The organism is Klebsiella sp. GB_Kp056, assembly GCF_040064755.1.
Taxonomy (GTDB): domain Bacteria; phylum Pseudomonadota; class Gammaproteobacteria; order Enterobacterales; family Enterobacteriaceae; genus Klebsiella; species Klebsiella quasipneumoniae.
Genome location: NZ_JBEAJA010000059.1, coordinates 76,166 through 94,222, shown reverse-complemented (window position 1 = coordinate 94,222; position 18,057 = coordinate 76,166). Strand labels below are relative to the sequence as shown.

Annotated in this window: 13 protein-coding genes; 10 read left to right on the top strand and 3 right to left on the bottom strand. The window is 57.5% G+C overall.

All coding sequences use genetic code 11. The annotated features are described in order from the left end of the window. Positions 1 to 26: 26 nt before the first annotated feature. From rlmD to eno, 5 genes are all read left to right on the top strand, one after another. On the top strand, positions 27 to 1,331 hold the full coding sequence (gene rlmD / locus ABLV52_RS20550; RefSeq protein WP_348890881.1) for a 23S rRNA (uracil(1939)-C(5))-methyltransferase RlmD: 1,305 nt from the start codon (positions 27 to 29) through the stop codon (positions 1,329 to 1,331). Positions 1,332 to 1,452: 121 nt separating this feature from the next. Further along, positions 1,453 to 3,690 (top strand): GTP diphosphokinase, encoded by a 2,238-nt coding sequence (gene relA / locus ABLV52_RS20545; protein WP_023290829.1) that lies wholly within the window; start codon positions 1,453 to 1,455, stop codon positions 3,688 to 3,690. Positions 3,691 to 3,801: 111 nt separating this feature from the next. Continuing rightward, entirely contained in the window at positions 3,802 to 4,593 is a 792-nt protein-coding gene (mazG, locus tag ABLV52_RS20540; protein WP_032453910.1) for a nucleoside triphosphate pyrophosphohydrolase, read from the top strand. Positions 4,594 to 4,873: 280 nt separating this feature from the next. Beyond that, positions 4,874 to 6,511, top strand: a complete 1,638-nt coding sequence (gene pyrG, locus ABLV52_RS20535) for a glutamine hydrolyzing CTP synthase (RefSeq protein WP_023290827.1) — start codon at positions 4,874 to 4,876, stop codon at positions 6,509 to 6,511. Between the two features lie 81 nt (positions 6,512 to 6,592). Next, entirely contained in the window at positions 6,593 to 7,891 is a 1,299-nt protein-coding gene (eno, locus tag ABLV52_RS20530; RefSeq protein WP_002915213.1) for a phosphopyruvate hydratase, read from the top strand. Between the two features lie 63 nt (positions 7,892 to 7,954). Here eno and ABLV52_RS20525 read toward each other — a convergent pair whose 3' ends face one another. Beyond that, complete coding sequence (locus ABLV52_RS20525) at positions 7,955 to 9,064, bottom strand: SDR family oxidoreductase (RefSeq protein WP_023290826.1); 1,110 nt, start codon at positions 9,062 to 9,064, stop codon at positions 7,955 to 7,957. A 478-nt stretch (positions 9,065 to 9,542) separates the two neighbouring features. Between ABLV52_RS20525 and queE the strand changes: the two genes are divergently transcribed. Beyond that, positions 9,543 to 10,214, top strand: a complete 672-nt coding sequence (gene queE / locus ABLV52_RS20520; protein ID WP_348890880.1) for a 7-carboxy-7-deazaguanine synthase QueE — start codon at positions 9,543 to 9,545, stop codon at positions 10,212 to 10,214. A 40-nt stretch (positions 10,215 to 10,254) separates the two neighbouring features. Here the strand turns inward: queE and queD are convergent, their stop codons facing one another. Further along, positions 10,255 to 10,620 (bottom strand): 6-carboxytetrahydropterin synthase QueD, encoded by a 366-nt coding sequence (queD, locus tag ABLV52_RS20515; protein WP_004174641.1) that lies wholly within the window; start codon positions 10,618 to 10,620, stop codon positions 10,255 to 10,257. 316 nt (positions 10,621 to 10,936) lie between these two features. Here queD and cysJ point away from each other — a divergent pair, with 316 nt between their 5' ends. The 3 genes from cysJ (at position 10,937) to cysH (ending at position 15,281) form a co-directional block, all read left to right on the top strand. Next, on the top strand, positions 10,937 to 12,736 hold the full coding sequence (gene cysJ, locus ABLV52_RS20510) for an NADPH-dependent assimilatory sulfite reductase flavoprotein subunit (RefSeq protein WP_101865966.1): 1,800 nt from the start codon (positions 10,937 to 10,939) through the stop codon (positions 12,734 to 12,736). Then, positions 12,736 to 14,448, top strand: coding sequence for an assimilatory sulfite reductase (NADPH) hemoprotein subunit (cysI, locus tag ABLV52_RS20505; RefSeq protein WP_004205585.1), 1,713 nt, complete (start codon positions 12,736 to 12,738; stop codon positions 14,446 to 14,448). The genes cysJ and cysI overlap by 1 nt, the downstream gene beginning before the upstream one ends. A 98-nt stretch (positions 14,449 to 14,546) precedes the next feature. Further along, complete coding sequence (gene cysH / locus ABLV52_RS20500) at positions 14,547 to 15,281, top strand: phosphoadenosine phosphosulfate reductase (protein ID WP_004205586.1); 735 nt, start codon at positions 14,547 to 14,549, stop codon at positions 15,279 to 15,281. A gap of 68 nt (positions 15,282 to 15,349) precedes the next feature. Here cysH and ABLV52_RS20495 read toward each other — a convergent pair whose 3' ends face one another. After that, the gene (locus ABLV52_RS20495) at positions 15,350 to 16,396 is read right to left on the bottom strand and encodes an aminopeptidase (RefSeq protein WP_060591959.1); all 1,047 of its coding nucleotides are present in this window, start codon (positions 16,394 to 16,396) and stop codon (positions 15,350 to 15,352) included. A gap of 247 nt (positions 16,397 to 16,643) precedes the next feature. Between ABLV52_RS20495 and cysG the strand changes: the two genes are divergently transcribed. Continuing rightward, positions 16,644 to 18,050, top strand: coding sequence for a siroheme synthase CysG (gene cysG / locus ABLV52_RS20490; RefSeq protein ID WP_072096587.1), 1,407 nt, complete (start codon positions 16,644 to 16,646; stop codon positions 18,048 to 18,050). Positions 18,051 to 18,057 lie beyond the last annotated feature (7 nt).

Sequence of the window (18,057 nt, the reverse complement as noted above, 5' to 3'; positions counted from 1 at the left end):
TTATTTGATTGAGACAACTCTCTACGATGGCGCAATTCTACTCTGCAAAACGGCGTGTGACGACGCGCCAGATCATAACCGTTACAGTCAACGACCTCGATCCCTTTGGCCAGGGCGTGGCCCGCCACCAGGGGAAAGCGCTGTTCATCGGCGGCGTGCTGCCGCAGGAGCAGGCAGAGGTGGTGCTGGTGGAAGACAAAAAGCAGTACGCCCGCGCCCAGGTGAAACGCCGTCTGACCGACAGCCCGCAGCGCCAGGCGCCGCGCTGCCCCCATTTTGGCGTTTGCGGCGGCTGCCAACAGCAGCATGCCAGCATCACGCTTCAGCAGCAAAGTAAACGCGCCGCGCTGGCGCGCCTGATGAAGCGCGAGGTGGATGAGATCATCGCCGGCGAGCCGTGGGGCTATCGCCGGCGCGCGCGCTTAAGCTTGAATTATCAGCCAAAGACCCAACAATTGCAGATGGGTTTTCGTCAGGCCAGCGATAAAGCGATCGTCGATGTGGTGCAGTGCCCTGTTTTGGTGCCCCAACTTGAGGCGCTGCTGCCCGCCGTGCGCGAGTGCTTAAGCGCGCTGAGCGCATTACGCCATCTTGGCCACGTCGAGCTGGTGCTGGCGGACAACGGCCCACTGATGGTGCTGCGCCATACCGCTGCGCTGCCGGCGGCTGACCGGGAAAAACTGGAACGTTTTTCGCAAACTCACGGTCTTTCCCTGTACCTCGCGCCGCAAAGCGAGATACTGGAACATATTCACGGCGAAGCGCCATGGTATACCTCAGACGGACTACGCTTAGTGTTCAGTCCGCGGGATTTTATCCAGGTCAACGACGGCGTGAATCAGCAGATGGTGCGTACCGCGCTGGCGTGGCTGGATCTGCAGCCGGAGGACCGGGTGCTGGATCTGTTCTGCGGGATGGGCAATTTTACCCTGCCGCTGGCGACTCGCGCCGCCCACGTGGTTGGGGTGGAAGGGGTGTCGGCGCTGGTGGAGAAGGGGCGGGAAAACGCCGCCCTCAATAGTTTATCAAATGTCACCTTCTTCCATGAAAATCTGGAAGAGGATGTCACCCGCCAGGCCTGGGCGAAGCATGGCTTTGATAAAGTGCTGCTGGACCCGGCCCGCGCCGGCGCGCCGGGCGTGATGCCGCATATTATAAAACTGGCGCCGCGGCGGGTGGTGTATGTTTCCTGCAACCCGGCGACGCTGGCGCGAGACAGCGAAACCCTGTTGCAGGCTGGATATCAGATTCAACGCCTGGCGATGCTGGATATGTTCCCGCATACCGGTCATCTGGAATCAATGGTGTTGTTTGAGCGCAGGCTTACATAAGGTCATTCACAACGTCGCAGAAGAGCCGCCCCGGCCATCAATGCTGACGCGACCTGCAGGATGACATGTAGAAAGTTGAGGCTTGCCGACTTCGGCAGGCCGGTCCCTTAAGGAGAGGACAATGGTTGCGGTAAGAAGTGCACATCTTAATAAAGCTGGTGAATTTGACCCGAAGAAATGGATCGCGAGTCTGGGGATTTCCAGCCAGCAGTCGTGTGAGCGCTTAGCCGAAACCTGGGATTATTGTCGCGAAAAAACGCAAGGACACCCGCTGGCGGACCTGCTGCTGTGGCGGGGCGTCGAAATGGTGGAGATCCTCTCCACCCTGAGTATGGATATCGATACCCTGCGCGCGGCGCTGCTGTTCCCGCTGGCCGATGGCGAAGTCGTCAGCGAAGAGGTCATGCAGGAGAGCGTGGGTAAATCGGTCGTGACCCTGATTCACGGGGTACGGGACATGGCCGCCATCCGTCAGCTGAAAGCCACTCATACCGACTCGGTATCTTCCGAGCAGGTGGATAACATTCGCCGCATGCTGCTGGCGATGGTTGACGATTTCCGCTGCGTGGTTATCAAGCTTGCCGAACGTATCGCGCATCTGCGCGAGGTCAAGGACGCGCCGGAAGATGAGCGGGTGCTGGCGGCGAAAGAGTGCACCAATATCTATGCTCCCCTGGCTAACCGCTTAGGTATCGGCCAGCTGAAGTGGGAGCTGGAAGATTACTGCTTCCGCTATCTGCACCCGGCAGAGTACAAGCGCATTGCCAAACTGCTCCACGAACGCCGTATCGACCGCGAGCATTATATCGACGAGTTCGTCGGCCACCTGCGGGCAGAAATGAAAGCCGAAGGGGTCAAGGCCGAGGTCTATGGTCGGCCGAAGCATATCTACAGCATCTGGCGCAAAATGCAGAAAAAACACCTCGCCTTTGACGAGCTGTTTGACGTACGCGCGGTGCGCATCGTGGCCGAGCGGTTGCAGGATTGTTATGCCGCGCTGGGGATCGTTCATACCCACTACCGTCACCTGCCGGATGAGTTCGATGACTATGTGGCCAACCCGAAACCCAACGGCTACCAGTCTATCCATACCGTGGTGCTGGGGCCGAGCGGCAAGACCGTGGAGATTCAAATCCGCACCCGGCAGATGCATGAAGACGCCGAGCTGGGCGTGGCCGCGCACTGGAAGTACAAAGAGGGCGCGGGAGCGGGGACCAGCGGCGGCCGCGGCTATGAGGACCGTATCGCCTGGCTGCGCAAGCTGATTGCCTGGCAGGAAGAGATGGCCGACTCCGGCGAAATGCTCGACGAAGTGCGCAGCCAGGTCTTTGACGACCGGGTGTATGTCTTTACGCCGAAAGGCGACGTGGTGGACCTGCCGGCGGGGTCGACGCCGCTCGATTTTGCCTACCATATCCACAGCGACGTCGGTCATCGCTGCATCGGCGCCAAAATTGGCGGCCGCATCGTGCCGTTCACCTATCAGCTGCAGATGGGCGATCAGATCGAAATCATTACCCAGAAGCAGCCGAACCCGAGCCGCGACTGGCTCAACCCTAACCTCGGCTATGTCACCACCAGCCGCGGACGCTCCAAAATTCACGCCTGGTTCCGTAAGCAGGACCGCGACAAGAACATTCTTGCCGGCCGACAGATCCTTGACGACGAGCTGGAGCATCTGGGCATCAGCCTGAAGGATGCGGAAAAGCACCTGCTGCCGCGCTACAACTTCAACGAGCTCGATGAACTGCTGGCGGCCATCGGCGGCGGCGATATCCGTCTCAACCAGATGGTTAACTTCCTGCAGGCGCAGTTCAATAAACCGAGCGCCGCCGAGCAGGATGCGGCAGCGCTGAAGCAGTTGCAGCAGAAAACCTATGCTCCGCAGAACCGCACCAAGGACAATGGCCGGGTGGTGGTGGAAGGGGTTGGCAATCTGATGCACCATATTGCCCGCTGCTGCCAGCCGATCCCGGGCGATGAGATCGTCGGCTTTATCACCCAGGGGCGCGGGATTTCCGTGCATCGCGCCGACTGCGATCAGCTCGCTGAACTGCAGTCGCATGCCCCGGAGCGCATCGTCGATGCGGTATGGGGCGAAAGCTACTCGGCCGGATATTCGCTGGTGGTCAGGGTGGAGGCGAACGATCGCAGCGGGTTACTGCGCGATATCACCACCATCCTCGCCAATGAGAAGGTGAACGTGCTGGGGGTTGCCAGCCGCAGCGATACCCGTCAGCAGCTGGCCACCATCGATATGACCATCGAGATTTACAACCTGCAGGTGCTGGGCCGGGTGCTCGGTAAGCTGAACCAGGTGCCTGATGTCATTGACGCGCGCCGTCTGCACGGCGGTTAATTCGTCTCCAGGCCGGATAAGGCGAAGCCGCCATCCGGCAATTTCGCCACGTCGGATAAGGTCGAAACGCCTTATCCGGCCGACTATTTTTTACATTTCCAGGATTGTCACATGACCCAAATCGACCGCTTGCTCGGCATCATGCGCCGCCTGCGCGACCCGGAAAACGGCTGCCCGTGGGATAAAGAGCAGACCTTTGCCACCATCGCCCCCTATACCCTCGAAGAAACCTATGAAGTGCTGGACGCCATTTCGCGAGAGGATTTTGACGACCTGCGCGGTGAGCTGGGCGATCTGCTGTTCCAGGTGGTGTTCTATGCGCAGATGGCGCAGGAAGAGGGACGTTTTAACTTTGACGATATCTGCGCCGCCATCAGCGACAAGCTGGAGCGCCGCCATCCCCATATCTTCGCTGATGCCACCGCGGGAAACAGCAGCGAAGTCCTGGCCCGCTGGGAGCAGATCAAAAGCGCGGAGCGGGCGGAAAAAGCCCAGCACTCAGCGCTGGACGACATTCCGCATAGCCTGCCGGCGCTGATGCGCGCGCATAAAATCCAGCGTCGCTGCTCGGCGGTCGGTTTTGACTGGACCTCGCTGGGCCCGGTGCTCGACAAGGTGCATGAAGAAATTGATGAAGTGATGCATGAAGCGCAGCAGGCGGTGGTGGATGAAGCGAAACTGGAAGAGGAAGTGGGCGATCTGCTGTTCGCCACGGTGAATTTATCCCGCCATTTAGGGGTCAAAGCCGAGGTGGCACTGCAGAAGGCGAACCTCAAATTCGAGCGCCGCTTCCGCGAAGTCGAGCGCATTGTCGCTGCCCGCGGCCTGGAAATGACCGGCGTCGACCTCGATACCATGGAAGAAGTATGGCAACAGGTAAAACGCCAGGAAACTGATCTCTAACGAGTTTTCGTGATCAAGCGCGATTTGTGTGATTTTATAAATAACAAGCGCTTGATTTACGTCAAAAACATTTCGCCAAAAGCGTCTATTTTCTCTTTCCGTTATGTCGTTGAAACACCATGTAGCCTGCCTCTTCGAGTTGTTCGGGTCGCAACACAGGTGCAACTTGAAGAACGAAGGGGAGGGGAAGAATGAAAGTTTGTGGCGTCACGCATGTTCGGGTATACTACTTTCCCGTCCTGGTTATTCCATCGTTTTACCCTAACTTCTCAGGTTCAGCATGACAACGAACTATATTTTTGTGACCGGCGGGGTCGTATCCTCTCTGGGTAAAGGCATTGCCGCAGCCTCCCTGGCAGCCATTCTTGAAGCCCGTGGTCTCAACGTGACCATCATGAAACTGGATCCGTATATCAACGTCGATCCGGGCACCATGAGCCCAATCCAGCATGGGGAAGTGTTCGTTACTGAAGACGGCGCAGAAACCGATCTGGACCTGGGCCACTACGAGCGTTTCATCCGTACCAAGATGACTCGCCGCAACAACTTCACCACCGGCCGTATTTACTCTGACGTGCTGCGCAAAGAGCGCCGTGGCGACTACCTGGGCGCGACCGTTCAGGTTATCCCGCACATCACCAACGCTATCAAAGAGCGTGTGCTGGCGGGCGGCGAAGGCCATGACGTGGTGCTGGTGGAGATCGGCGGTACCGTCGGCGATATCGAATCCCTGCCGTTCCTCGAAGCCATTCGTCAGATGGCGGTAGAGATTGGCCGCGAGCATACCCTGTTTATGCACCTGACTCTGGTGCCGTACATGGCCGCCGCGGGCGAAGTCAAAACCAAACCGACTCAGCACTCCGTGAAAGAACTGCTCTCCATCGGTATTCAGCCTGACATCCTGATCTGCCGCTCCGATCGCGCTGTTCCGGCCAACGAACGGGCGAAAATTGCTTTGTTCTGTAACGTTCCGGAAAAGGCTGTTATTTCTCTGAAAGACGTCGATTCCATTTATAAAATTCCAGGCCTGTTGAAATCTCAGGGGCTGGACGATTATATTTGTAAACGATTCAGCTTAACTTGTCCGGAAGCAAACCTGGCCGAATGGGAACAGGTAATCTATGAAGAAGCCAATCCGGCAGGCGAAGTCACCATCGGTATGGTCGGTAAGTACATTGAACTGCCGGACGCCTACAAGTCGGTGATTGAAGCGCTGAAACACGGTGGTCTGAAAAACCGCGTCACCGTCAACATCAAGCTGATCGATTCGCAGGATGTGGAAACGCGCGGCGTCGAAATCCTCAAGGATTTAGATGCTATCCTTATCCCGGGCGGCTTCGGCTACCGCGGTGTGGAAGGTAAGATCGCCACCGCGCGCTATGCGCGTGAGAACAATATTCCTTATCTGGGCATTTGCCTGGGTATGCAGGTTGCGCTGATTGAGTTCGCGCGCAACGTAGCGGGTATGGAAAACGCCAACTCGACGGAATTTGTGCCAGACTGTAAATACCCGGTTGTGGCCCTGATTACCGAATGGCGTGACGAAGATGGCAACGTCGAAGTCCGCTCCGAGAAGAGCGATCTGGGCGGCACCATGCGCCTGGGCGCGCAGCAGTGCCAGCTGGATGATGATTCTCTGGTACGCCAGCTGTACGGCGAGCCGACCATCACCGAGCGCCATCGTCACCGCTACGAAGTCAACAACATGTTGTTGAAACCGATTGAAGCTGCCGGTCTGCGCGTTGCGGGCCGTTCCGGGGATGATCAGTTGGTCGAGATCATCGAAGTGCCGAACCATCCGTGGTTTGTGGCCTGCCAGTTCCACCCGGAGTTTACTTCGACGCCGCGTGATGGACACCCGCTGTTTGCCGGCTTTGTGAAAGCCGCCAGCGAGTACCAGAAACGCCAGGCGAAGTAAAAAGAGTTAGAACGGCAATGCACCCATCCGGGTGCATTGTTTGTCTGGAGTTTTAGTTTAACTTGTACTGAGGAAAACCTAATGTCCAAAATCGTTAAAGTCATCGGTCGTGAAATCATCGACTCCCGTGGTAACCCGACTGTTGAAGCCGAAGTACACCTGGAAGGTGGTTTCGTCGGTATGGCAGCTGCTCCGTCAGGTGCTTCTACTGGTTCCCGCGAAGCGCTGGAACTGCGCGATGGCGACAAATCCCGTTTCCTGGGTAAAGGCGTAACCAAAGCTGTTGCTGCGGTAAACGGCCCGATCGCTCAGGCAATCCTGGGCAAAGATGCCAAAGATCAGGCTGGCATCGACAAGATCATGATCGACCTGGACGGTACTGAAAACAAATCTAACTTCGGTGCGAACGCAATCCTGGCCGTTTCTCTGGCGAACGCCAAAGCAGCAGCTGCCTCCAAAGGCCTGCCGCTGTACGCGCACATCGCTGAACTGAACGGCACTCCGGGCAAATACTCCATGCCGGTTCCGATGATGAACATCATCAACGGCGGTGAGCACGCTGACAACAACGTCGACATCCAGGAATTCATGATTCAGCCGGTTGGCGCGCCGACCCTGAAAGAAGCTGTACGCATGGGTTCTGAAGTGTTCCATCACCTGGCGAAAGTGCTGAAGTCCAAAGGCATGAACACTGCCGTTGGTGACGAAGGCGGCTACGCGCCGAACCTGGGTTCCAACGCCGAAGCGCTGGCTGTTATCGCTGAAGCGGTTAAAGCTGCAGGCTACGAGCTGGGCAAAGACATCACCCTGGCGATGGACTGCGCAGCGTCTGAATTCTACAAAGACGGTAAATACGTTCTGGCCGGCGAAGGCAACAAAGCGTTCACCTCTGAAGAGTTCACTCACTTCCTGGAAGAGCTGACCAAACAGTACCCGATCGTCTCCATCGAAGATGGCCTGGACGAATCTGACTGGGAAGGTTTCGCTTACCAGACTAAAGTACTGGGCGACAAAATCCAGCTGGTTGGTGACGACCTGTTCGTAACCAACACCAAGATCCTGAAAGAAGGCATCGAAAAAGGCATCGCTAACTCCATCCTGATCAAATTCAACCAGATCGGTTCTCTGACCGAAACTCTGGCGGCTATCAAGATGGCGAAAGACGCTGGCTACACCGCTGTCATCTCTCACCGTTCTGGCGAAACTGAAGACGCGACCATTGCCGACCTGGCTGTGGGTACCGCTGCAGGCCAGATCAAAACTGGTTCTATGAGCCGTTCTGACCGCGTTGCTAAATACAACCAGCTGATTCGTATCGAAGAAGCGCTGGGTGAGCAAGCGCCGTTCAACGGTCGTAAAGAGATCAAAGGCCAGGCTTAATCCTGTCTTTGTGAAATAACCATGCCAGCCTTCGGGCTGGCATTTTTTTGATGCCTGCGGTCATTATTTAAAGTCGACGGCCATTTGCTGAGGGATCGACAGCCCGCGAGTGGTTTCCACGCAGCGGTCGATGTAATCGGTAAAGCGCGGCGGTTTTGGCATCCCCATGCTCAGCAGCTTGTCGTTGCTAAAGCGCACGTTCAGCGTGGCGAACGCGCCATATAAGCGCATCGCTTTCAGCATCAGTCGCTCATTGCACGGCCCAAAAATTCCTTTCAGTTCGCGACGCATTTTGACCAGCGTTTCATAGCTCACCTGGGCGTACTTGTCTCCCACCGGCGCCTGCTCCAGCGCCAGGGCCATCGCCCGGTCGATTTCGGCAAACTTCACGCTGTTCTCCTCGCCGGCAGAGATATGCACCACCTCGCCGCGGGCCAGCGGCTGGTTAAGCAGCATCAGCAGGGCATCGGCGCAGTAGTCCACCGGAATAACATCGATCCGATCCTCCATCGCGCACATAAATTTCTGCAGCATCAGCCCCATGCTGAACACCCAGAAAATACTGCTGGAAGGCCGGCAGCCATGATGGGTATGGCCCACCACAATAGAAGGGCGGGCAATGACCAGCGGTAGCGTAGGGCAGTGCTGCTGCATCAGTTGCTCGATGGCCGATTTCGAGTGGGTATATTCCACCAGATGCTCGGCGCGCTGCCGAAACTCCGCGCTCTCGGCGACCAGCGAATCCGGCTCCGGTGAGCAGGACATTGCGGTGCCGACGTGCAGAAAACGCTGCAGGCCCGCCACCTGCGCCATCCGTTGCGCCAGACGCAGCGTACCCGCAACGTTAACCTTCCAGATGAGCGGGTTGCTGCCAAACGAGGCGACAGCGGCGCAGTTGAGGACATGGGTGACTTGCTCAAGCCGCGGGTCGTTAAGAAAATGCTCCGGAGAGGCGAGATCGCCCAGCAGGATCTGCTGCGGGCGCAGCATCGCCAGTTTCTCCTCGGCGATGTTGAACTTACGCATGTTCTCCTTGACCCGCTCCAGGCCTGCGTCGGGACTGTCGGCACGCACCAGCAGCAGCAGATCTAACTGGCTATCCTGATGGAGTATTTTCTCTAACGCCGCGCCGCCCAGAAAACCGGTGACGCCGGTAATGAATAATGTGGTCATAAACGCTATCTCATTATGGTTGGTCTGCGGGATTCTAGGAGGGACAAAGTAAACGACGATTAAATAAAAAATGGCGGGCAACAGGACTTTATTAAGAGGGGCTTAAGCTTATTTTCGGCGGTGGATTGGATTCGACTCTCAGACCAGATAAATAATTCACTCTTTCATGTATCAGTTTGTACACTGCTGTATTTAAAACTGTTTTTGTTTTTATACTGACATTTAATATGTTCTGGTTTATAACGCGAAAAACATCTTCTGTTACATCTTTCTTTACGGTGGCATGGCGCGACGTTTATTTTAATCCTTACCACACTAATGAAATAAACGAAAACAGAGGCATGCTTTTAATTAACAATGAATAACCTCCGGGGAGAGAAAGCGACGCCGTGAGGGAAAAAACGATCGCAGCGCAGGACAAGACCTGGACAGTGAAATCTGCGATAATAAGCGTTTATCACCCTAAACAGAGATGACTATGCAGTACCCGATTAACGAGATGTTCCAGACCCTGCAAGGCGAGGGTTACTTCACCGGCGTGCCTGCCATTTTTATTCGTCTGCAGGGATGCCCGGTAGGATGCGCGTGGTGTGACACCAAGCATACCTGGGACAAACTGGCCGATCGGGAAGTGTCGTTGTTCAGCATCCTGGCGAAAACCAAAGAGAGCGATAAGTGGGGGCCGGCAAGCAGTGAAGATCTGCTGGCGATTATCGGTCGTCAGGGGTGGACTGCCCGCCACGTGGTCATTACCGGCGGTGAGCCCTGTATTCATGATTTAACGCCGTTAACCTTGCTGCTGGAGCAAAACGGCTTTAGCTGCCAGATTGAAACCAGCGGCACTCACGAAGTTCGCTGTACGCCTCATACCTGGGTGACGGTATCGCCGAAGGTGAATATGCGCGGCGGGTATGACGTGCTGTCTCAGGCCCTGCAGCGGGCGGATGAGATCAAACATCCGGTAGGGCGCGTCCGCGACATCGAAGCGCTGGACGAGCTGCTGGAAACGCTGAGCGATGACAAACCGCGGATCATCGCCCTGCAGCCAATCAGTCAGAAAGAAGACGCGACGCGCCTGTGTATCGACACCTGCATCGCCCGTAACTGGCGCCTGTCCATGCAGACGCATAAATATCTGAATATCGCCTGATAAAAAAGCCCGGCAGCGTACTGACCGGGCTTTTTTTCGCTTACTCGCCGCGATAGACGCAGCCGGCGGTGCAGGTCTCTTTCACCATCACCGCGCTCAGCAGCGGTACCCGCGGTTTCATCTCATCCCAGATCCATTTGGCCAGCACTTCGCTGGTAGGGTTTTCCAGACCGGGGATATCGTTCAGATAATAGTGGTCCAGGCGATCGTAGGTCGGCTTGAAGGCGGCCTTCAGCTCGGCAAAATCCATGATCCACCCGGTATGGGGATCGACTTCACCGGTTATCTCCAGACGCACCATAAAGGAGTGGCCATGCAGGCGACCGCATTTGTGTCCTTCCGGGACGTGCGGCAGGTGGTGGGCGGCTTCGAAGGTGAAATCTTTAAACAGCGTGGTGGACATCATTGACTCTCAACAGGACGAAAAAAACCGCCGTAGGGTACCGGAAAGTACATTTTTTCGCATTAACTAAAACGGCCCTGAACAGAAAATCGACACATTTATCTGGGTTAAGTGAATTAAGTTGTGATATTTCAAATAGTTATTTAATCGATTTTGTTGTTAATAACTACAACTAAAACAGGTTAGTCCATTTGGTTATTTATTATTTCCATCCCTTCTTTAATTGTTACTATGCCCGCCGTTAACCTTCTATTCTCTTCTGTTTTTGTCGCGCTGACAGGGTGCGAATAACAGCTTTGCTTACTGGAACAAACGACGCATGACGACACAGGCCCCACCTTCCAACTTGCTGCCGCTCAACCCGGAGCAACTGGCGCGCCTTCAGGCGGCCACCACTGACTTCACGCCCACTCAGCTCGCCTGGGTGTCTGGCTATTTCTGGGGCGTGCTGAATCAGCAGTCCGGCGCGGCAGCCGCCGTTCCCGCCCCGGCCGCCGAGGTCCCGACGATCACGCTGATTTCCGCCTCGCAAACCGGCAACGCTCGCCGCGTCGCCGAAGCGCTGCGCGACGATCTGCTGGCGGCGAAGCTGAACGTGAAGCTGGTGAATGCAGGCGATTATAAATTCAAACAAATTGCTGCTGAAAAACTGCTGGTGGTCGTGACCTCCACCCAGGGGGAAGGTGAGCCGCCGGAAGAAGCGGTCGCATTGCATAAGTTCCTGTTCTCGAAGAAAGCGCCGAAGATGGACGGGACCGCATTCGCCGTCTTTGGCCTCGGCGATACCTCTTATGAATTCTTCTGCCAGTCCGGCAAAGATTTCGACAGCAAGCTGGCCGAACTTGGCGCGGAACGCCTGCTCGATCGCGTCGACGCCGACGTTGAATATCAGGCCGCGGCCGCTGAATGGCGCGCGCGCGTCGTTGAGGTGCTGAAGGCCCGTGCGCCGGTCGCCGCGCCCGCTCAGCTGTCCGCCAGCGGCGCAGTGAACGACATTCACACCAGTCCCTACACCAAAGAGGCTCCGCTGACGGCGACCCTGTCGGTCAACCAGAAAATCACCGGCCGCGATTCAGAAAAAGATGTACGCCATATCGAAATTGACCTCGGTGATTCCGGTCTGCGCTATCAGCCGGGCGACGCCCTGGGCGTCTGGTATCAAAACGATCCTCAGCTGGTGAAAGAGCTGGTGGAGCTGCTGTGGCTGAAAGGCGACGAGCCGGTGACCGTCGAGGGCAAAACCCTGCCGCTGGCGGAAGCCCTGCAGTGGCATTTTGAGCTGACGGTTAACACCGCGACTATCGTCGAAAACTACGCCACCCTGACCCGCAGCGAATCGCTGCTGCCGCTGGTGGGCGATAAAGCTCAACTGCAGCAGTATGCCGCCGCGACGCCGATCGTCGATATGGTCCGTTTCTCCCCCGCGCAGCTGGACGCCGAGGCGTTAATCGGTCTGCTGCGCCCGCTGACGCCGCGTCTGTACTCTATTGCCTCCTCGCAGGCGGAAGTGGAGAGCGAAGTGCATGTCACCGTGGGCGTGGTGCGCTATGACATCGAAGGCCGCGCCCGGGCTGGCGGCGCCTCCAGCTTCCTCGCCGACCGCGTGGAAGAGGATGGCGAAGTCCGCGTCTTTATCGAGCACAACGACAACTTCCGTCTGCCGGCTAACCCGGAGACGCCGGTGATCATGATTGGCCCTGGCACCGGTATTGCGCCGTTCCGCGCCTTCATGCAGCAGCGCGCAGCGGACGGGGCGCCAGGTAAGAACTGGCTGTTCTTCGGCAACCCGCACTTCACCGAAGATTTCCTCTATCAGGTGGAGTGGCAGAGCTATGTGAAAGAGGGGCTGCTGACCCGTATCGATCTGGCCTGGTCCCGCGATCAACAACAAAAAATCTATGTGCAGGACAAACTGCGTGAGCAGGGGGCCGAGCTGTGGCGCTGGATCAATGATGGCGCCCACATTTATGTCTGCGGCGACGCCAATCGTATGGCGAAAGACGTGGAACAGACTTTACTGGAAGTGATTGCCGAATACGGCGCGATGGACGCCGAAGCGGCGGACGAATTTTTAAGTGAGCTGCGCGTTGAGCGCCGTTATCAGCGAGATGTCTACTAATGAGCGAAAAACATCCGGGGCCTTTAGTGGTCGAAGGTAAACTGACCGATGCCGAGCGTATGAAGCTTGAGAGCAACTACCTGCGCGGCACTATTGCGGAAGATTTAAACGACGGTCTGACCGGCGGTTTTAAAGGCGATAACTTCCTGCTGATCCGTTTCCACGGTATGTACCAGCAGGACGATCGCGATATCCGCGCGGAGCGCGCCGCTCAGAAGCTGGAGCCGCGTCATGCGATGCTCCTGCGCTGCCGTCTGCCGGGCGGGGTGATCACCACCACCCAGTGGAAGGCGATCGATAAGTTTGCCGCCGAGAACACCATTTACGGCAGTATTCGCCTGACCAACCGGCAGACTTTCCAGTTTCACGGTATTCTGAAAAAGAACGTCAAGCCGGTGCATCAGATGCTGCACTCGGTGGGGCTGGACGCGCTGGCCACCGCCAACGATATGAACCGTAACGTGCTGTGCACCTCCAACCCGTACGAATCGCAGCTCCACGCTGAGGCCTACGAGTGGGCGAAAAAGATCTCCGAGCATTTGCTGCCGCGCACCCGCGCCTATGCCGAGATCTGGCTGGATCAGAAAAAGGTCGCCACCACTGACGAAGAGCCGATCCTCGGTCAGACCTATCTGCCGCGTAAGTTTAAAACCACGGTGGTGATCCCGCCGCAGAACGATATCGATCTGCACGCCAACGACATGAACTTTGTGGCGATCGCCGAAAACGGCAAGCTGGTGGGCTTCAACCTGCTGGTGGGCGGCGGTCTTTCTATCGAACACGGTAACAAAAAAACCTACGCCCGCACGGCGAGCGAATTCGGTTATCTGCCGCTGGAGCATACTCTGGCGGTGGCGGAAGCGGTCGTGACTACCCAGCGCGACTGGGGTAACCGTACTGACCGTAAGAATGCAAAAACCAAGTACACCCTTGAGCGCGTTGGCGTTGAAACCTTTAAGGCGGAAGTGGAGCGCCGGGCAGGCATTAAGTTTGAGCCGATCCGCCCGTACGAATTCACCGGCCGCGGCGACCGCATCGGCTGGGTGAAGGGGATTGATGATAAATGGCACCTGACGCTGTTTATTGAAAACGGCCGCATTCTGGATTATCCGGGGCGCCCGCTGAAAACCGGTCTGCTGGAGATTGCTAAGATCCATCAGGGCGAATTCCGCATCACCGCCAATCAGAACCTGATCGTCGCCAGCGTACCGGAAGATCAGAAGGCGCGGATCGAGAAGCTGGCGCGGGATCATGGTCTGATGAATGCCGTCACCCCGCAGCGCGAAAACTCAATGGCCTGCGTCTCCTTCCCGACCTGCCCGCTGGCGATGGCGGAAGCCGAGCGTTTCCTGCCGTCGTTTATCGACAAGGTGGAAGGGGTGATGAGCAAGCATGGCGTGAGCGATGAGCATATCGTCACCCGCGTCACCGGCTGTCCGAACGGCTGCGGCCGCGCGATGCTGGCGGAAGTGGGGCTGGTGGGGAAAGCGCCAGGCCGCTATAACCTGCACATCGGCGGTAACCGCAGCGGCACCCGCATCCCGCGGATGTACCGTGAGAACATTACCGAGTCGGAAATTCTCGACTCGCTAGACCAACTGGTAGGGCGCTGGGCGAAAGAGCGCGAAGCGGGTGAAGGCTTCGGCGACTTTACGGTGCGTGCGGGCATCATTCGCCCGGTGCTCGATCCAGCCCGCGATTTCTGGGAGTAACATCCTGGTGCCCGGTGGCGCGTAGCGATCCGGGCCTGTAAAACCCGTAGGCCGGGCAAACGCAGTGCCGCCCGGCAAAACAGGCAAACGAGGTTCTTATGTCCGTACTCGATCTAAACGCGCTTAATGCATTGCCGAAAGTGGAACGCATTCTGGCACTCGCGGAAACCAACGCCCAACTGGAAAAGCTCGACGCCGAAGGGCGTGTGGCCTGGGCGCTGGAAAACCTGCCGGGAGACTATGTGCTGTCGTCAAGCTTTGGTATTCAGGCGGCGGTGAGTTTGCACCTGGTGAATCAGATCCGCCCGGACATTCCGGTGATCCTCACCGATACCGGTTACCTGTTCCCGGAAACCTACCAGTTTATTGACGAGCTGACGGACAAGCTCAAGCTGAACCTGAAGGTCTACCGCGCGGCCGAAAGCGCGGCCTGGCAGGAGGCGCGCTACGGCAAGCTGTGGGAGCAGGGCGTTGAGGGCATTGAGAAATACAATGAGATCAACAAGGTTGAACCAATGAACCGGGCGCTGAAAGAGCTGAACGCGCAGACGTGGTTTGCCGGTCTGCGCCGCGAGCAGTCGGGCAGTCGGGCGACGCTTCCGGTGCTGGCGGTCCAGCGCGGGGTGTTCAAGGTGTTGCCGATTATCGACTGGGATAACCGGACGGTGTATCAGTATCTGCAAAAGCATGGGCTGAAATACCATCCGCTGTGGGATCAGGGGTATCTGTCGGTAGGCGATACCCACACCACCCGCAAATGGGAGCCGGGCATGGCAGAAGAAGAGACCCGGTTCTTCGGGCTTAAACGCGAGTGCGGATTGCACGAGGGTTGATTAGCGCTTCCTCAGGGAATAGTGTGAAAGAGAACACGCGGGTGATGCCGCGTGTTCATTTGCATCCGTCAGCTTTTCTTCTCTACCTTCGCCAGCTCTTTCACCAGCGGCAGCATCACTTTCACGACATCGCGCCCGCGATGCTCGATCCGTCCCGGCAGCGCGTTGTCGATATATTGCTGATTATCCAGCTGAACGTCATGCCAGCTGATTCCCTGCGGGAAGCTGCGCGATTTGCTCCGCTGCTGATAGCCATCTTTCTTGCCTAATGACCAGTTGGTCGCTTCGACCGACAGCACCGGGATCCCCGCGTTGTCGAAGACGCTGGCGTCATTACAGCAGCTGGTGCCTTTCGGGTAAGCCGGATTGAGTCCCGGATTGGTGTAGGCGGCGATGCCTTTGCTGCGGGCGATAGCCAGCGCGCGATCGCGGGTCAGCTTGCGCACCGAGGCCGGGGTGCGGCGGCCGCTGTTGAAGTAAAGCTTATCGCCCACCACCAGGTTATCGAGATTGATCACCAGCAGGGTATTTTTCTTTTCCGCCTCGCTCATCCGCTGCAGCAGGTTTTGCGCGCCGAGACGACCTTCCTCTTCGCCGCTGGTGGCGATAAAGCGAATGCCATAGCGGGTGGGGACGTTCTGTAAATGCTCCGCCAGCTCCAGCATCACCCCGAGCCCCATCGCGTTGTCGTCAATTCCCTGCAGCGTCAGGCCGCCGAGGTTGTTTTCGACGTCTTTATCGCTCTGCGGCGCGTAGGTATCGAGGTGCGCCATGATGATGATTTGCTGGCGAGACTGGCCTTCATGGGCGGCGATCACCGTACTGCCGGTGGCGTTATGCCAGTTTTTACGCTGGTTGCTGTCGGTATAGATGTAGCGGGTATTGAAGCTCCGCACGTCGCTCTGATAGCCCATCCGGGCGAACTGCTGGCGCAGATAGTCAGCTGAGAGCATTTCCGGGGGCGTTCCGGTCATTCGTCCCGGGAAGACGGTGGCGATATGGCGAGCCTGACTACTGGCGGTGTCGCCCAGCGCGCTGAATGCGGGGGCGGCGGCGAAAACAAAACCGGTGCCGAGCGCCAGCGGAAGCAGACGGCGGCACAACGCGGAAAACATAAGGGGTCCTTACACGAACGAGACAATTTGACGCGTACAGTATGAAACTGTGACCGCGGTTAAACAATTTCAATTGCTCTTAAATAGCGGAAAAATAGCGTGTTAAGCACTTTTTGATATTTAGATTTCCACCGCGTTATTCCTTTGTGTCACAACTCATTCCATTTCGTAATTTCATTTGCTCTAAGGCGCACCCTATAGTCGCAGTATCGCTGATTGTAAGAGAGTTGTTACCCCCGTGGATTACTTGCCCCTTTTTGCCGAACTGAAACAAAGGCCCGTGCTGGTGATCGGCGGCGGTGAGATTGCCGAACGCAAGATCAAGTTTCTGCTGCGCGCCCAGGCGCAGGTGCAGGTGGTCGCCGGGACGCTGTCTCCGGCGCTGGCCGATCTGGCGGCGCGCCAGGCGCTTAGCTGGCGGGCGACGGAATTTAGCGACGCTCTGGTGGATGATGTCTTTCTGGTGATTGCCGCCACGGAGGACGAGGCGCTTAACCAGCGGGTGTTTGCGGCGGCTAACGCGCGCTACCGGCTGGTCAACGTAGTGGATAACCAGGCGCTCTGCTCGTTTGTCTTCCCTTCTATCGTCGACCGTTCGCCGCTGCTGGTGGCGATCTCCTCCAGCGGGAAAGCGCCGGTGCTGTCGCGTATTCTGCGCGAAAAAATCGAAGCGCTGCTGCCGACGAACCTCGGGCGTCTGGCGGAATCGGCGAGCTACTGGCGCAATCATCTGAAAACCCGTCTGACGACCACCGAAGCGCGTCGCCGCTTTTGGGAGCGGGTCTTTACCGGCCGCTTCGCCAGCCTGATGGTGGCGGGCAACGCTGCGGAGGCGGAAAAAGCGCTGCAGGATGAGCTGGATAAGCCTGAACGCGAAACAGGTGAAATTATTCTGGTGGGGGCCGGACCGGGCGATGCCGGGCTGCTGACGCTGCGTGGTTTGCAGGCGATCCAGCAGGCGGACGTGGTTTTCCACGACCATCTGGTGACCCAGCCGGTTCTCGAGCTGGTGCGCCGCGATGCCGAGCTGGTTTGCGTCGGTAAGCGCGCCGGCGAGCACTCGGTGCCGCAGCATGAAACCAATCAGCTGCTGGTGGAGGCGGCGAAGGCGGGGAAAACCGTCGTGCGTCTGAAAGGCGGGGATCCGTTTATTTTTGGCCGCGGCGCAGAAGAGCTGCAGGCTGCCGCCGCCGCGGGCATCCCGTTCCAGGTGGTGCCTGGCGTCACTGCCGCCGCCGGCGCGACGGCCTACGCCGGTATTCCACTGACCCATCGCGATTATGCGCAAAGCGCCGTCTTTGTCACCGGGCACTATAAGCCGGACAGCGCTCCCTTCGACTGGGCGCTGCTGGCAAAGAGCCAACAGACGTTGGCCATTTACATGGGCACCATGAAGGCAGCGGAAATCAGCGCCCAGCTGATCGCCCACGGTCGCGACAGCAATACGCCGGTAGCGGTGATTTCCCGCGGTACTCGCGACGATCAGCAGACGATAACCGGCACATTGCAACAACTCGAACACCTGGCGAAAGACGCCCCGATGCCCGCTCTGCTGGTGGTCGGCGAAGTGGTGCAGCTGCATCAGCAGCTCGCCTGGTTTCAACATACATCATCCGCCGAGGGGTTTAACTCTTCGGTGGTCAATCTGGCTTAAGGAACGG

What these genes read in the sequence shown, in the direction of transcription:
- rlmD (WP_348890881.1), top strand. Translation starts at nt 27, where the DNA reads ATGGCGCAATTCTACTCTGCAAAACGGCGTGTGACGACGCGCCAGATC.
- relA (WP_023290829.1), top strand. Translation starts at nt 1,453, where the DNA reads ATGGTTGCGGTAAGAAGTGCACATCTTAATAAAGCTGGTGAATTTGAC.
- mazG (WP_032453910.1), top strand. Translation starts at nt 3,802, where the DNA reads ATGACCCAAATCGACCGCTTGCTCGGCATCATGCGCCGCCTGCGCGAC.
- pyrG (WP_023290827.1), top strand. Translation starts at nt 4,874, where the DNA reads ATGACAACGAACTATATTTTTGTGACCGGCGGGGTCGTATCCTCTCTG.
- eno (WP_002915213.1), top strand. Translation starts at nt 6,593, where the DNA reads ATGTCCAAAATCGTTAAAGTCATCGGTCGTGAAATCATCGACTCCCGT.
- ABLV52_RS20525 (WP_023290826.1), bottom strand. Translation starts at nt 9,064, where the DNA reads ATGACCACATTATTCATTACCGGCGTCACCGGTTTTCTGGGCGGCGCG.
- queE (WP_348890880.1), top strand. Translation starts at nt 9,543, where the DNA reads ATGCAGTACCCGATTAACGAGATGTTCCAGACCCTGCAAGGCGAGGGT.
- queD (WP_004174641.1), bottom strand. Translation starts at nt 10,620, where the DNA reads ATGATGTCCACCACGCTGTTTAAAGATTTCACCTTCGAAGCCGCCCAC.
- cysJ (WP_101865966.1), top strand. Translation starts at nt 10,937, where the DNA reads ATGACGACACAGGCCCCACCTTCCAACTTGCTGCCGCTCAACCCGGAG.
- cysI (WP_004205585.1), top strand. Translation starts at nt 12,736, where the DNA reads ATGAGCGAAAAACATCCGGGGCCTTTAGTGGTCGAAGGTAAACTGACC.
- cysH (WP_004205586.1), top strand. Translation starts at nt 14,547, where the DNA reads ATGTCCGTACTCGATCTAAACGCGCTTAATGCATTGCCGAAAGTGGAA.
- ABLV52_RS20495 (WP_060591959.1), bottom strand. Translation starts at nt 16,396, where the DNA reads ATGTTTTCCGCGTTGTGCCGCCGTCTGCTTCCGCTGGCGCTCGGCACC.